The 13,870-nt window shown below is 66.5% G+C and carries 13 protein-coding genes; 7 read left to right on the top strand and 6 right to left on the bottom strand.

From position 1 onward, the window contains the following. Window positions 1-28 precede the first annotated feature (28 nt). Both metH and AC5P6H_RS06610 read left to right on the top strand, forming a co-directional pair. Window positions 29-2,713 (top strand): methionine synthase, encoded by a 2,685-nt coding sequence (gene metH, locus AC5P6H_RS06615; protein WP_495202407.1) that lies wholly within the window; start codon window positions 29-31, stop codon window positions 2,711-2,713. A gap of 86 nt (window positions 2,714-2,799) precedes the next feature. Beyond that, window positions 2,800-3,984: an MFS transporter gene (locus AC5P6H_RS06610; protein ID WP_111207025.1), complete on the top strand. Its 1,185-nt coding sequence runs from the start codon at window positions 2,800-2,802 to the stop codon at window positions 3,982-3,984. Window positions 3,985-3,996: 12 nt separating this feature from the next. On the opposite strand, the gene AC5P6H_RS06605 is transcribed toward AC5P6H_RS06610, so the two are convergent. From AC5P6H_RS06605 to AC5P6H_RS06580, 6 genes are all read right to left on the bottom strand, one after another. Next, window positions 3,997-6,069, bottom strand: coding sequence for an acyltransferase family protein (locus AC5P6H_RS06605; RefSeq protein WP_478405996.1), 2,073 nt, complete (start codon window positions 6,067-6,069; stop codon window positions 3,997-3,999). Window positions 6,070-6,117: 48 nt separating this feature from the next. Continuing rightward, entirely contained in the window at window positions 6,118-6,798 is a 681-nt protein-coding gene (locus AC5P6H_RS06600) for a DUF2058 domain-containing protein (RefSeq protein WP_111207023.1), read from the bottom strand. A 10-nt stretch (window positions 6,799-6,808) separates the two neighbouring features. Beyond that, window positions 6,809-7,051, bottom strand: a complete 243-nt coding sequence (locus tag AC5P6H_RS06595) for a SlyX family protein (RefSeq protein WP_005410256.1) — start codon at window positions 7,049-7,051, stop codon at window positions 6,809-6,811. Beyond that, window positions 7,044-8,393 (bottom strand): UDP-glucose dehydrogenase family protein, encoded by a 1,350-nt coding sequence (locus AC5P6H_RS06590; protein WP_032962083.1) that lies wholly within the window; start codon window positions 8,391-8,393, stop codon window positions 7,044-7,046. The genes AC5P6H_RS06595 and AC5P6H_RS06590 overlap by 8 nt, the downstream gene beginning before the upstream one ends. A 23-nt stretch (window positions 8,394-8,416) precedes the next feature. Continuing rightward, window positions 8,417-9,394, bottom strand: a complete 978-nt coding sequence (locus AC5P6H_RS06585) for an FKBP-type peptidyl-prolyl cis-trans isomerase (RefSeq protein WP_032962085.1) — start codon at window positions 9,392-9,394, stop codon at window positions 8,417-8,419. A gap of 96 nt (window positions 9,395-9,490) precedes the next feature. Then, entirely contained in the window at window positions 9,491-10,078 is a 588-nt protein-coding gene (locus AC5P6H_RS06580) for a glutathione peroxidase (protein ID WP_014647689.1), read from the bottom strand. 366 nt (window positions 10,079-10,444) lie between these two features. Here AC5P6H_RS06580 and AC5P6H_RS06575 point away from each other — a divergent pair, with 366 nt between their 5' ends. The 5 genes from AC5P6H_RS06575 to AC5P6H_RS06555 are packed head-to-tail and all read left to right on the top strand — an operon-like array spanning window position 10,445 to window position 13,856. After that, window positions 10,445-10,681, top strand: a complete 237-nt coding sequence (locus AC5P6H_RS06575) for a hypothetical protein (RefSeq protein WP_495202406.1) — start codon at window positions 10,445-10,447, stop codon at window positions 10,679-10,681. 2 nt (window positions 10,682-10,683) lie between these two features. Beyond that, entirely contained in the window at window positions 10,684-11,043 is a 360-nt protein-coding gene (locus AC5P6H_RS06570; protein ID WP_005410261.1) for a GntR family transcriptional regulator, read from the top strand. Beyond that, window positions 11,043-11,918 carry an ABC transporter ATP-binding protein gene (locus tag AC5P6H_RS06565; protein ID WP_014647691.1) on the top strand — a complete coding sequence of 292 codons (876 nt, stop codon included), beginning with the start codon at window positions 11,043-11,045 and terminating at the stop codon, window positions 11,916-11,918. The genes AC5P6H_RS06570 and AC5P6H_RS06565 overlap by 1 nt, the downstream gene beginning before the upstream one ends. Next, window positions 11,915-12,943, top strand: a complete 1,029-nt coding sequence (locus AC5P6H_RS06560) for an ABC-2 transporter permease (RefSeq protein WP_014647692.1) — start codon at window positions 11,915-11,917, stop codon at window positions 12,941-12,943. The genes AC5P6H_RS06565 and AC5P6H_RS06560 overlap by 4 nt, the downstream gene beginning before the upstream one ends. Before the next feature lie 25 nt (window positions 12,944-12,968). Next, the gene (locus tag AC5P6H_RS06555; RefSeq protein ID WP_014647693.1) at window positions 12,969-13,856 is read left to right on the top strand and encodes a GIN domain-containing protein; all 888 of its coding nucleotides are present in this window, start codon (window positions 12,969-12,971) and stop codon (window positions 13,854-13,856) included. Window positions 13,857-13,870 lie beyond the last annotated feature (14 nt).

The following is a 13,870-nucleotide window of genomic DNA, read 5'->3' as shown; positions in this document are numbered from 1 at the left end:
CCCTCCTGCTGTTGAGCCGACGCCTGCCATGACGCCTGTCCGCCCTACCCGCCTGTCCGGCCTGGAACCCCTGGTCATCACTCCGGACCTGCTGTTCATCAACGTCGGCGAACGCACCAACGTCACCGGCAGTGCGCAGTTCCGCAAGCTCATCAAGGAAGGCCGCTACGAAGAAGCGGTGGACGTGGCCCGCCAGCAGGTCGCCAGCGGCGCGCAGATCCTCGACGTCAACATGGACGAGGGCCTGATCGATTCGGAAGCGGCAATGACCCGCTACCTCAACCTGATCATGTCCGAGCCGGACATCGCCCGCATCCCGGTCATGGTCGACTCCTCCAAGTGGAGCGTGATCGAGGCCGGGTTGAAGTGCCTGCAGGGCAAGAGCGTGGTCAATTCGATCTCGCTGAAGGAAGGCGAGGCGCTGTTCCGCGAACACGCGCGCAAGGTCCTGCGCTATGGCGCCGCCGCGGTGGTCATGGCCTTCGATGAAAGCGGGCAGGCCGATACCTGCGCGCGCAAGGTCGAGATCTGCACCCGCGCCTACCGCATCCTGGTCGACGAGATCGGCTTCCCGCCGCAGGACATCATCTTCGACCCGAACATCTTCGCCGTCGCCACCGGCATCGAAGAGCACGACAACTTTGCGGTGGACTTCATCGAAGCCACCCGCATCATCAAGCAGACCCTGCCGCACTGCCACGTCTCCGGCGGCGTCTCCAACGTCTCGTTCTCGTTCCGCGGCAACGAAACGGTGCGCCAGGCCATCCACTCGGTGTTCCTCTACCACGCCATCGCCGCCGGCATGGACATGGGCATCGTCAACGCCGGCGCCATGCCGATCTACGACGAGCTGGAGCCTGAGCTGCGCGAGCGCGTCGAGGACGTGATCCTCAACCGCCGCAGCGATGCCACCGAGCGCCTGCTGGAGATCGCCGAGCGCTACAAGGGCAGCAAGGGCGCGGCGAAGACCGAGGACCTGGCCTGGCGCGGGAAGCCGGTGGCGCAGCGCCTGGCACATGCGCTGGTGCACGGCCTGGATGCCTTTGTCGAGGAAGACACCGAGCTGGCCCGGCAGGCCTCCAGCCGCCCGCTGGACGTGATCGAGGGCCCGCTGATGGACGGCATGAACATCGTGGGCGACCTGTTCGGTGCCGGCAAGATGTTCCTGCCGCAGGTGGTGAAATCCGCACGCGTGATGAAGAAGGCGGTGGCCTACCTGCTGCCGTACATCGAGGCGGAGAAGGCACGCAGCGGTGATACCGCCAAGAGCAATGGCAAGATCATCATGGCCACGGTGAAGGGCGATGTGCATGACATCGGCAAGAACATCGTCGGCGTGGTCCTGGCCTGCAACAACTTCGAGGTGGTCGACCTGGGCGTGATGGTGCCGGCGCAGAAGATCCTCGATGCCGCCCGCGAGCACAACGCCGACCTGGTCGGACTGTCCGGACTGATCACCCCGTCGCTGGAGGAGATGAGCCACGTCGCCCGCGAGATGGAGCGCCAGGGCTTCGACCTGCCGCTGCTGATCGGCGGCGCCACCACCTCGCGCGCGCACACCGCGCTGAAGATCGACCCGCACTACAAAGCGCCTACGGTGTGGGTGAAGGACGCCTCGCGCGCGGTGGGCGTGGCCCAGTCGCTGATCTCACGCGACCTGCGCGAAGCCTTCGTCGCGGCCAACGAGGCCGACTATGCCGAGATCCGCGCCCGCCACCGCAACCGTGGCGACGCCAAGCGCCTGGTGACGCTGGAACATGCGCGCGCGCAGAAATTCCAGGGCGGCTGGGACAGCTACACGCCACCGGCACCGGAACAACCCGGCCTGCACGTGTTCGATGACTACCCGCTGGACGAACTGGTCGACTACATCGACTGGACACCGTTCTTCCAGGCCTGGGAGCTGGCCGGCAAGTTCCCGGCCATCCTCACCGACGAGATCGTCGGCACCCAGGCCAGCGAGCTGTACCGCGATGCGCGCGCGATGCTCGAGCGCATCGTCGGCGAGAAGTGGCTGACGGCCAAGGCCGTGTTCGGCCTGTGGCCGGCCAACAGCATCGGCGACGACGTCCGCGTGCAGCACCCGCAGGGCGAAACGACCCTGCACTTCCTGCGCCAGCAGGTAGACAAGCCTGCCGAGCGCCCGGACTTCTGCCTGGCCGATTTCATCGCGCCCCTCGACAGTGGCAAGCAGGACTGGATCGGCGCGTTCGCAGTCACTGCCGGTATCGGCATCGACGCGCACGTCGCGCGCTTCGAGGCCGAGCATGACGACTACAACGCGATCCTGCTGAAAGCACTGGCCGACCGCCTCGCCGAGGCGCTGGCCGAGCGCCTGCACCAGCGCGTGCGTACCGAATTCTGGGGCCATGAGCGCGCCGAGGCGCTGGACAACGACGCCCTGATCGACGAGCAGTATCGCGGCATCCGGCCGGCGCCTGGCTATCCGGCCTGCCCGGAACACAGCGAGAAACGGCGCCTGTTCGACCTGCTGCAGGCCGAAGCAAACGCCGGCATGGAATTGACCGAGAGCTTCGCGATGCTGCCCACGGCCGCTGTCTCGGGCTACTACTTCAGCCATCCGCAGAGCCAGTACTTCGTGGTCGGCCGGCTCAGCCGCGAACAGGTCAGCGATTACGCCCGCCGCAAGGGCGTGGACCGCGCCCAGGCCGAACGCTGGCTGGCCTCCAACCTCGACTACGACCCCGAATGACACAAAAAGGGGACGGAGGGGATTAAGTCGTTTATGCATTCGCGACTTAATTCCCTCCGTCCCCTTTTTTGCCTCATCATTCCGCGATGACCGTTCCCGTTGCACGCCTCTCCAGCTTCTACCTGTTCTACTACGCGGCGCTGGGCGCGTTCACGCCGTACTGGAGCCTGTTCCTGACCGCGCGCGGCATGAGCGTGACGGCCATCAGCGTGATGATGGGCCTGTGGTACGCCACCCGCGTGATCGCGCCCAGCACCTGGACCTCGCTGGCGGCCGCATCGCCACGACCGATCCGCCTGCTGCGCGCGGGCTGCGTGCTGACCCTGCTCAGCTTCGCGGTATTCCTGCTGCCGCTGCCACAGCCGTGGATGTACCCGGCGATGGTGGTGTTCTGCTTCTTCTACAACGCGGTGATGCCGCAGTTCGAGTCGATCACCCTCACCCATCTGGGCAACGACAGCCATCGCTACGGGTTGATCCGGGTCTGGGGCTCGCTCGGCTTCATCGCCGTCGTGACCCTGTTCGGCTGGCTGATCGAAGATGACGGCACGGCCAGCCACGCCGGGCTGCTGCCGTGGATGATGCTGCCACTGTTCGCGCTGCTGGTCGCCTCGGCCTTCAGCAACCACTACGCGCGCGGCATCGGCAAGACCGGCGGCGACGCCAGCGGCTTCTGGCAGATCGTGCGCCGACCGCCGGTGCTGGCGTTCTTCCTGGCCGCCTTCATGGAGCAACTGTCTTTCGGCCCGTACTACACGTTCTTTTCGGTCTACATGGACCATCACGGCTACCGCACCTCCACCCTGGGCCTGTTGTGGACCATCGGTGTGGTCTTCGAAGTGGGCGTGTTCTTCACCATCGGCCGCTTCTTCCGCCGCTATGACGCCAGCTGGATGCTGTTGATCGCGCTGGTCAGTTCCTGCCTGCGCTGGGCCGTGACCGCACTGTTCCCGGAAAACCTGCCGGTGATGCTGCTGGCGCAGAGCGCGCACGCGCTGGGCTTTGCGGCGTTCTTCGCAGCAGCGATGCAGATGCTGGCGACCTACTTCCCCGGTCGCCTCAATGGGCATGGCCAGGGGCTGCTGTACGGATTCTCGTCCGGTGTCGGCGGTGTGCTCGGCGCACTCATTGCCGGCCAACTGTGGAAGATCGACGATGGTCGCACCGCGTTCCTGGCCGGCAGCGGCTTCGCCCTGATTGGCGCCCTGCTCTGTTTCTTCGCACTGAGCCTGCCGCTCATACGTGCGCGACGGAACAGCCGCGTGCGCTGACCCCTGCCCGGCTCAGCGCTGCAACAGCACCTGTTGCAGCGAGGGCAGCAGCACCCGGTTGCCATGCGCACTGAGATGATCGCCATCGAAGAACAGCGGCCGCCCATCGCGCTGGGCTGGACATAACGCGTCGTCGCACAGCACCGGCATCGGGTCCCACAGCACGCCACCTGGCAGTCCATCGACCACCTGCTGCAGGCTGCCCAGCATGGGTGCCCGCAACGTTTCCATCGCGACGCGCGTGCTGTCCAGGCCGTTGCGGCAGACCTCGTTGCGGGCATTGAAGCGGTCCGAGCAGCGATAAGGAGGCGCTGGCAGCACTGGCTTGGGCGCCTCCAGCACGATGCGCACGCCACGCTCGGCCAGGGGTCTCCACTGCGCGACCGCCTCGGCCACTTCGGCGTCGCGTCCTGCCGCGGCCTCTGCCGTCAGTTCGCCCGCCAGCTGCGCCTGCGCATCGAACAGCACGAACTGATCGGAAAGGCGTGGCACGCGCAACGACACCAGCACCACGGCATCCCCCGGCTGCGCACGCCGCACGATATCGGCGAACACCGCGGCGTCGAAATCAGCGCAACCGGCACCGGCACCGCGCCACTTCTGCAGGCTCACCTGCGGGCATCCGCCGCGGCCATAGAGGGAGACCGCCGAGCCGGTTTCCAGGGCCAGTCGCTGCAGCAGCTCGATGTAGGCCATCGCATGCGAATCACCAGCAACGAACACCCGCTTCGGCGCGCCAACCGGTAGCGGGCGGTCGCAGTCTCCACGGGCAAAGGTGCGCGCACTACCGCCTTCGAAACGATGCTTGGCGACCACCAGTGCGCACTCGGGATAGTCACCGGCCACGCTCTTGCCATTGGGGTACCAATCGGCCGGATGCCGGCTGACCGTACTCAACGACAGCCGCGGCGCCTGCAGGTAGAGCACTGTCTGGATGCCGGCGGCGCACAGCAGTACGACCGCGCCGGCCAGCACCCAACGCCCGGGACGCAGGCGCTGCGCCAACGTGCCGCGGAACGGCTGTTCCACCCAGCGCCACGACAGCCATGACAGCAGCAGCACCAACGCCATCGCGGTGGTCATCTGCAAGGGTGTCTGCAGGCCCACGGTCCAGCGCATCAGCACGAACACCGGCCAGTGCCACAGGTACAGCGAGTACGACAGCAGGCCGATACGGCGCATCGGGGCGCTGGCCAACAGGCGCGCCACCCATGCCTGCGGATGATGATGCAGCGCCCACAGCAGGCCCGCGGTGGCGAAGGCCGGCAGCACGCCGTCAGGCCACGGTGACCGCCCGGCACGCGCGGACCACAACGCCCACCCCAGCAGGCCCAGCGCCACCATGGCCAGCAGGGAGAACACCGGCGCGGCGCGCTTCAGTGCCTGGCCGGTTGCCGGGTCCAGCGATTCGCGCACATGCAGCAGCTGGAACAGCAGCACGCCCACCCCCAGTTGCCAGAGGCGGGTGCTGGTGGCATAGAACGCCCACGATGGCGGCGCCTCGCGCAGACCCAGCACCGCCGCATGCAGCAGCGACGCCATGCTGACCAGGGCGAACAGGCCCAGGCTGATCCAGCGCCCGCGTGCACCGCGCGCCCAAGCCAGGAACAGCAGCGGGAACAGCAGGTAGAACTGCTCTTCCACGCCCAGCGACCAGGTGTGGGTGTAGGGATTGAATTCGGCCCTGGGTGCGAAATAGTCGTTGCCGATCGCTGCCAGCACCCAGTTGCTGAAGCCGAAGAACGCCATCAGTCCGGTCCTGTCACTGGCTTCGCTGAGCCAGGACTCGGGAATGAACAGCACGCTTGCCACGGCAGTCAGCAACAGGCAGGCCAACAGCGCCGGCGCGATGCGACGGATGCGGCGCGCATAGAAGCGCAGCATCGACTGCCCCAGCGACAGCGGCGGCAGCCGGTGTACCGACGCGCTGACCACGAAACCGGAGATGACGAAGAACACATCCACGCCGGTGAACCCGCCTGGCAACCAGGCCGGGTCCAGGTGGAACACGATGACGGCCAGCACGGCGATCGCGCGCAGGCCGTCAATGTGCGGCACGTAGCCACGGCTTGGATCAGCGGTCATCCCTACCCCCACGGCCGCGACGGCAGCGCGCCCGCGGCGGTCACGCGTTTACCAGACCAGGTCGTCCGGCACCTGGTACTGCGGGTCCGCGTACGGATCTTCCTCGGCCGGCGCATTCGGATCGACCTTCAGCGCCACCGATGCGGCGAACACCGCCTCGCACTGCGCCAGCACCTCGGCGGTCACCAGCAGGTAGCGGCCATTGAGCTGGACCACACCCAGCTCACCGGCGTTGAGCGCGGTCAGCTGTTCGGCGGTCACATAGATGCGCTTGATCTTGCCGCCGTAGGGGAAGTGGCGGGCAATGTCCGCCGCTTCGGCATTCAGGCCCTTGTCCTTCAGCAGTTCTTCCAGCTTGGTCTTGGCCTCGCGGCGCACACGCGCCTCTTCCTGCTTCAGGCGCTCGGTTTCGATGCGCTCTTCCTTTTCCTTCTGCGCGCGGATGGCGTAGGCCTTGGCCAGGTCCATCTCTTCTGCGCTGCGCGGCTTGCGCGGGCCCTGCTGGCCCGGGCCACGCGACTGGCCGGGCTTGCCCGGGCCGCCATGGCCAGGACCGCGACGCTGGCCGGGCTTGTGCTCGCCCTTGCCAGCGCCCTGCGGCTTTCCATTGCCGTTGCCACCCTTGCCCTGCGGGCGGCCATCACGGCGGGGGCCATCATTCTTGCGCTCTGGCTTGGGCGCAGGCTTGAAGCCCAGGCCCATCAGCTGGTCACGGAGGGTATCGCTCATAGGATTCGGATCAGTAGTGCGGCGGCGGCGGTTCGCTCGCCGGATCGGAAGAATTCAGCGCGTTGCGGACCTTGCCCAGATCTTCCAGCAGCACGCGCAGCACGTCGGCGTTGCGCATGCCCTGCATGCGGGCATCGGCCAGCGCATCGCTCAGTTCGGCCAGCGCCTGTTCCTGGAAGGACACGCGCATTTCCAGTTCGACCAGGCGCGCTTCCAGCGCCTGCTCGCGTTCGGTTGGCAGCAGATCAGACATGCAGCGAGCGCCCCCGGCCAATGCCGTAATACGCCAGGCCCGCTGCTTCCACGTCCGCCGGCTCGTACAGGTTGCGGCCGTCGAACACCACCGCGTCCTTCAACTGCTCGCGCAGCGTCTGGAAATCGGGGCTGCGGAACTGCTTCCACTCGGTCACCACGACCAGTGCATCGGCGCCCTGCAGCGCCTCGTTGGCATTGCTGCAGAACACCAGGTCATCGCGTTCACCGAAGATGCGCTGCGCCTCATGCATCGCTTCCGGATCGTAGGCACGCACCGTCGCACCGCCTTCCCACAGTTGCGCCAGCAGGCGTCGGCTGGAGGCTTCGCGCATGTCGTCGGTGTTTGGCTTGAATGCCAGGCCCCACACGGCAAAGGTCTTGCCACGCACGCCTTCGTCCTCGCCCTTGTCGTAATGGCGCTGGACCAGGGCGAACAGATGGCCCTTCTGCGCATCGTTGACCGCTTCCACGGCGTTCAGCAGTTTAGGCTCCAGGCCGGCCTGCTGCGCGGTGCGGGCCAGCGCCTGCACATCCTTGGGGAAGCACGAGCCACCATAGCCGGCGCCCGGGTAGATGAAATGCCAGCCGATGCGCGGATCCGAGCCGATGCCCTGGCGGACCTGCTCCACATCGGCGCCGACACGTTCGGCGATGTTGGCGATTTCGTTCATGAACGAGATCTTGGTCGCCAGCATCGCGTTGGCGGCGTACTTGGTCAGCTCGGCCGAACGCACGTCCATTTCCACCACGCGGTCGTGGTTGCGGTTGAACGGTGCATACAGGCGCCGCATCACCGCCACCGACTCGGCGCTGGTCGCACCGATGATGATGCGATCCGGACGCATGCAGTCGGCAACGGCGTCGCCTTCCTTCAGGAATTCCGGGTTGGACACCACGTCGAAGGCGATGTCGGCGCCACGTGCCGCCAGCTCTGCGGCAATGGCGGCACGGACCTTGTCGGCGGTGCCCACCGGCACCGTCGACTTGTTGACCACCACGGTCGGCACGCTCATGTGCTGGCCGATGGTGCGGGCCACGGCCAGCACGTACTGCAGATCAGCGCTGCCATCCTCGTCCGGCGGCGTGCCGACGGCGATGAACACGACCTGGCCGTGGCCGATCGCGGCTGCGGCATCGGTGGTGAACGTCAGCCGCGACGCGGCGTGATTGGCCTTCACCATCGGTTCCAGGCCCGGCTCATAGATCGGGATGATGCCCTGGTTGAGGCCATCGACCTTGGCCTGGTCGATATCGACGCAGACCACCTGGTGGCCGACATCGGCCAGGCAGGTACCGGTCACCAGCCCTACGTAACCGGTACCGAAAATCGCAACGCGCATGTCCGTGCTGGCTCCGTGGTCGCTTACGGCAGGACGCCCAGCAGCTCGACGTCGAACGTCAGAGTCGCGTTCGGGCCGATCGGGCCACCCGGGGTGCCGTTCTCACCGTAGGCGAGCTCGCCCGGGATCCAGAAGCGGTACTTCGAACCGACCGGCATCAGCGCGACGCCTTCGGTCCAGCCCTTGATCACCTGGTCCAGGCCGAACTCGGCCGGCTGACGACCATAGGAGCTGTCGAACACGGTGCCGTTGAGCAGCTTGCCTTCGTAGTTCACGCGCACCTTGCTGCTCGGCAGCGGACGCTCGCCGCTGCCCGGGCGGATGACCTGGTACTGCAGGCCCGACGGGGTGGTCACCACGCCCGGCTGGGTCTTGTTCTTGGCCAGGAACGCATTGCCTTCCTCGCGGTTGGTCTGCGCGGCAGCGGCGGCCTTGGCCTGCATTTCGGCCTGCTTGCTGCCCATGAACGCCTGGATGGTGGCGGTCGCGTCAGCTTCCGTCATCTTCGGCTGACCCTTGCTCAGGCCGGTGCTGATCGCGTCAAACAGCGAGGCGACATCGATGTCGTCCTTCAGCTGTGCCAGCGACGGGCCGACCGAGTAGGAACCGATCATCTGCGACACCTTGACGCGGTCGACCTTCGGCGGCTGCGAACCCGGCGCCATGCCCGGCACCTGCTGCCCGCTGCGGGCCATCACGACCTGGCGCAGTGCGGCATCGGTGGCCTTGGCCTGTTCCTGGGTGATCTGCGGCTGCAGGCCTTCGAACGAACGTTCCACGGCGGTGCGCAGCGCGGCCACATCGATCTCATCGGCGATCGGGGTGAACGACTTGGCGACGTCCAGGCCGATGGCGTAGCCGAGCTTCTGCTTGGGGGAATTCAAGGTTGCGGTCTCCTTGGCGGCTGCGGGGGCAGCCGGTTGTTGCGACAGAGCGACACCCGAAGTGCCCATCGCCAGAATCAGAACCGACGCCGCGGCGCCGCGCATTCCCATCTTCATTCGCTGCATTCCTGGAAGTGTCTGGGCGCCGACGTCGGCGCGAAAAGAAGCATTGTCGCACGCATGCCGTCGATGTCGAGGCATCCGTGCCGGATATCAATGCGTAGGAGCGACGGCCAGCGCCTTGTCGATGGCGGCGGTCAGCTGTGGATCGTCCGGCGTCACCTTGCTGGCGAACTGGGCGATGACCTTGCCATCGCGGCCGACCAGATATTTGTGGAAGTTCCAGCCCGGCGCCACGCCGGTGGCTGCGGTCAACCGCTGGTACAGCGGCGTGGCCTCCGCACCGACGACGTGCACCTTCTCGAACATCGGGAACTTGACGCCATAGGTAAGCGTGCAGAAATCCTGGATCTGCTTCTCGTCACCCGGTTCCTGGCCCTTGAAATCGTTGGACGGGAAACCCAGCACGGCAAAGCCGCGGCCGGCATAACGCTTCTGCAGCGCCTCCAGGCCTTCGTACTGGGGGGTATAGCCGCACTTGCTTGCGGTATTGACCACCAGCAGCACCTGCCCGTGGTAGCGCTGCTGCAGGTTGACCTGCTGCTTGCTTGCCAGCGGGCGATAGTCCAGGTCCAGAAGATCGGCCGCCAGCACATGGGCGGAACCGGCCAGGCCGGCCACCAGCAGGGTCAACAGGGACAGGCCGCGCAGTCGGCGCGGAACAACGGTCGGCAGGGGCATCGAGAGCAGTCCGCGGTAGCCATTCACAGGGCCGGCCGATAGCGGCCGGGAATCGGCCGAACTATAGCACCGGGCTCCGTTGCCCCTTGTTGCGGCGGGCGCCGGCGGCTTTGCGCGGCGTGGCCTTTCCCGGGAGGACCCACCCTCAACGGCGCAGGGATGACATAGCATGGACAACGCTGAATGGAAGGCAGGGCGTGATCGGCCCGCACGACAATTCCCGTTTCCCTTTTCAATCAAGGGGATAAGGGGATATTTCAGCGGTTTGACCACCCCTGCCATCAGTTGGGCACGGCAAGGGGTTGCACGTGGGCGTGCCGGTGTTATAGTTGCATACAACACCAGTCACCTGAGACAGGGGGAGCCATGAACGCCCGGATCCGTCGCAACCTCACCGCACCCGCGGCCGCTGCCGTTTCGGCCCTGATCGTGCTGGCCTGGCTGGCCATGCCAACCGCTCCCGCCTCCGCCGACAGTGCGCAGGATGCATCCGTTTCGCCGGCCGGGAACGCCGATCCCTCCCCCTCTCCCCCGCGTCGGCTGCACAGCTCCCTGTCCATGCCGTACTTCTCGTTCGCACAGCCGCTGACCCCACGGAGCTGAATATGAGCGACATCCAGTGGAGCGACGGCGCTCCCATATACCGTCAGTTGAAGGAGCGCGTGATCGCCATGATGCTCGACGGAATCCTCAAGCCGGGCGATGCCCTGCCTTCGGTGCGCCAGGTGGCCGCCGACTACCAGCTCAACCCCATCACCGTTTCGCGCGCTTACCAGGAACTGGCCGATGAAGGCCTGGTCGAGAAGCGCCGCGGCCTGGGCATGTTCATGACCGAGCAGGCGGCCACGCAGCTGCGCAGCAGCGAGCGCGAGCGCTTTCTCAACGAAGAATGGCCGGCGGTGCTGGAGCGCATCCAGCGCCTGGGCCTGAGCCTCGACGAATTGCTGCCCCAGGGGAAAGTCTGATGAATAGCACTGCAAGTGAACCGGTCATCACCGCCCGAGGCCTGCGCAAGGCCTACAAGACCACCGTGGCCCTCGACAATGCCAGCTTCAGCATTCCAAGCGGGCGCATCGTCGGCCTGATCGGGCCCAACGGCGCCGGCAAGACCACCGCGCTGAAGGCCATCCTCGGCCTGACCTCGGTGGAAGGTGAGTTGAGCGTGCTCGGCCGCGACCCGCGGCAGCACCGCGACGCGCTGATGAACGACATCTGCTTCATTGCCGACGTCGCCGTGCTGCCGCGCTGGCTGAAGGTCCGTGAAGCGATCGATTTCGTCGCCGGTGTCCATCCGCGCTTCGACCGTGCCCGCTGCGAGCGTTTCCTGGCCAACACCAAGCTGCAGCCGAAGCAGCGCGTGCGCGAACTGTCCAAGGGCATGATCGTGCAGCTGCACCTGGCGCTGGTGATGGCCATCGATGCGCGCATCCTGGTGCTGGACGAGCCCACCCTGGGCCTGGACATCCTGTACCGCAAGGAGTTCTACCAGCGCCTGCTGGAAGATTATTTCGACGAACAGAAGACCATCATCGTCACCACCCACCAGGTGGAGGAGATCGAGCACATCCTCAGCGACGTCATGTTCATCCGTGATGGTCGCATCGTGCTCGATGCAGAAATGGACGATGTCGGCCAGCGCTACACCGAGCTTCTGGTCAACGCCGACCAGCTGGAGACCGCGCGTGCGCTGAAGCCGATCGACGAGCGCAGCCTGACGTTCGGCAAGACCGTAATGCTGTTCGACGGTGTGCCGCGCACCCAGCTCTCCACCCTTGGCGAGACCCGCAGCCCGGGCCTGGCCGATCTGTTCGTCGCCATCATGAAGGGGACCTACGCATGACTGCCGTCAACCACCCCGTCAGCCCGATGGGCACCCTGCGCTGGCTGCTCAAGCGCGAGTACTGGGAGAACCGTGGCGGTTTCCTGTATGCGCCGCTGATCGCCGGCCTGATCTCGCTGGTGATGAGCACCGTCGGCATCGCCTTCGGCCTGTTTGCACTGAACCGTGCAGCACGCAACGGCGCACTGCATGTCGACGGCGAGAGCGTGAACATCAACGGCCTGGACCTGGCCCTGCTGACCCGGGACATCAGCGCCAAGGACCTGGCCGACCTCGGCAACGGCCTCGACCTGACCCTGGTGCTCAGCTCGGCCTGGCCGTTCCTGGTGCTGGCCTTCGTGGTGTTCTTCTACTGCCTGGGCGCCCTGTACGACGACCGTCGCGACCGCAGCATCCTGTTCTGGAAGTCGCTGCCGCTGTCGGACACCCAGACCGTGCTGTCCAAGGTGATCAGCGCACTGGTCGTGGCCCCGATGATCGCGGTGATCGCCGGCATCATCACCATGTTCGGCTTCATGCTGGTGATCAGCATCGTCGCGCTGATGCACGGTGGCAGCCCGATGACCCTGATCTGGGGCCCGGCCAGCCCGTTGACCCTGGCCGCCGGTCACCTGGCCTGGATTCCGGTCTACGCCCTGTGGGCCCTGCCCACCGCCGGCTGGCTGCTGCTGTGCTCGGCCTGGGCCCGCACCAAACCGTTCCTGTGGGCGGTGATGCTGCCGCTGTTCGCCGGCGTCATTGTCAGCACCACCAAGGTGATGCCGTTGATCGGCCTGACCACCGGCTGGTTCTGGCAGAACATCGTTGGCCGCCTGCTGCTGGGTGGCGTGCCGGGCACCGACCTGGTGTATCGCCTCAGCGCCGAGGAAGGCACGCGTCGCGATCTCGAATCGGTGGTCAGCCTGATGTCGCCGGCCTCGCAGCTGAAGTCGCTGGCGATGCCGGAACTATGGATCGGTGCCGCCGTCGGTGTCGTGTTCATCGTCCTCGCCATCCGCCTGCGCAAGCGCGCCGGCGAGATCTGATTCCATCCACCCGGAGGCACCACCCATGCGTTCCCTGCTCGCCTGTTCTGCGTTGTTGCTGTTGCCTCTGTCGGCGCTGGCCGCCGATGCTCCGAACTGCAAGTTCACCGCCGCCCGCACGCTGAAGCTGGATGTGGCCGGCGCCAAGGCGGTGGTGCTGGAGGTGAACCAGCATGACCTGAAGGTCGTCGCCAGCAAGGGCGGTGGCCAGCTCGATGGCCGCGCCTGCGCCTCCAGCCAGGAATGGCTGGACCAGCTGGTACTGGAGCAGCGCAGGGAAGGCGACAAGCTGGTCGTCAGCCTGCGCCGCGACGGCCGCCACAGCGGCATCAGCCTGGGCAACAGCTATGCGTGGCTCGACATCCGCGGCAGCGTGCCCGACAACCTGCCCCTGCAGCTCAAGGTCGGCTCCGGCGATGCCAGCGTGGACAACGCCCAATCGCTGAGCGTGGACGTCGGCTCGGGCGACGCGATCGTTCGCGGCACCCGCGGCAGCATCCACGCAGCGGTGGGTTCGGGTGACCTGGACATCGACGGTGGCGGCTCGCTGAACCTGCTGTCGCTCGGCTCCGGCGACGTCAAGGCGCGCAACATCGGCGGCGATGCGGTCACCGGCACCGTCGGCTCCGGTGACCTGAAGATCAGCGATGTCCGCGGCAACGCCCGGCTGGACACGGTCGGTTCCGGCGACATCGGGTTCAAGCGCGTGCAAGGCAACGTCGAGGTCGGCGTGGTCGGCTCGGGCGATGTCGATCTGTCCGACATCGGCGGCAACGTGCACGTGCGCAGCCATGGTTCGGGCGACATCCAGGTCGACGGCGTGCGCGGCAGCCTGACCGTCGACCACAGCGGCAGCGGCGATGTCGGCCACCGCAACGTCGGCGGCACGGTCACCCTGCCCCGCAACAAGTAACCGCCACCGGACCA

It is taken from the genome of Stenotrophomonas sp. YJH_SMC_110, from assembly GCF_059369255.1.
The sequence above is the reverse complement of the archived record's forward strand: the minus strand, read 5'-3'. Positions and strand labels throughout refer to the sequence as shown.

Bases quoted from the DNA above. Each gene is read 5' to 3' on its own strand.
- metH (WP_495202407.1), top strand. From the start codon at position 29: ATGACGCCTGTCCGCCCTACCCGCCTGTCCGGCCTGGAACCCCTGGTC.
- AC5P6H_RS06610 (WP_111207025.1), top strand. From the start codon at position 2,800: ATGACCGTTCCCGTTGCACGCCTCTCCAGCTTCTACCTGTTCTACTAC.
- AC5P6H_RS06605 (WP_478405996.1), bottom strand. From the start codon at position 6,069: ATGACCGCTGATCCAAGCCGTGGCTACGTGCCGCACATTGACGGCCTG.
- AC5P6H_RS06600 (WP_111207023.1), bottom strand. From the start codon at position 6,798: ATGAGCGATACCCTCCGTGACCAGCTGATGGGCCTGGGCTTCAAGCCT.
- AC5P6H_RS06595 (WP_005410256.1), bottom strand. From the start codon at position 7,051: ATGTCTGATCTGCTGCCAACCGAACGCGAGCAGGCGCTGGAAGCGCGC.
- AC5P6H_RS06590 (WP_032962083.1), bottom strand. From the start codon at position 8,393: ATGCGCGTTGCGATTTTCGGTACCGGTTACGTAGGGCTGGTGACCGGT.
- AC5P6H_RS06585 (WP_032962085.1), bottom strand. From the start codon at position 9,394: ATGAAGATGGGAATGCGCGGCGCCGCGGCGTCGGTTCTGATTCTGGCG.
- AC5P6H_RS06580 (WP_014647689.1), bottom strand. From the start codon at position 10,078: ATGCCCCTGCCGACCGTTGTTCCGCGCCGACTGCGCGGCCTGTCCCTG.
- AC5P6H_RS06575 (WP_495202406.1), top strand. From the start codon at position 10,445: ATGAACGCCCGGATCCGTCGCAACCTCACCGCACCCGCGGCCGCTGCC.
- AC5P6H_RS06570 (WP_005410261.1), top strand. From the start codon at position 10,684: ATGAGCGACATCCAGTGGAGCGACGGCGCTCCCATATACCGTCAGTTG.
- AC5P6H_RS06565 (WP_014647691.1), top strand. From the start codon at position 11,043: ATGAATAGCACTGCAAGTGAACCGGTCATCACCGCCCGAGGCCTGCGC.
- AC5P6H_RS06560 (WP_014647692.1), top strand. From the start codon at position 11,915: ATGACTGCCGTCAACCACCCCGTCAGCCCGATGGGCACCCTGCGCTGG.
- AC5P6H_RS06555 (WP_014647693.1), top strand. From the start codon at position 12,969: ATGCGTTCCCTGCTCGCCTGTTCTGCGTTGTTGCTGTTGCCTCTGTCG.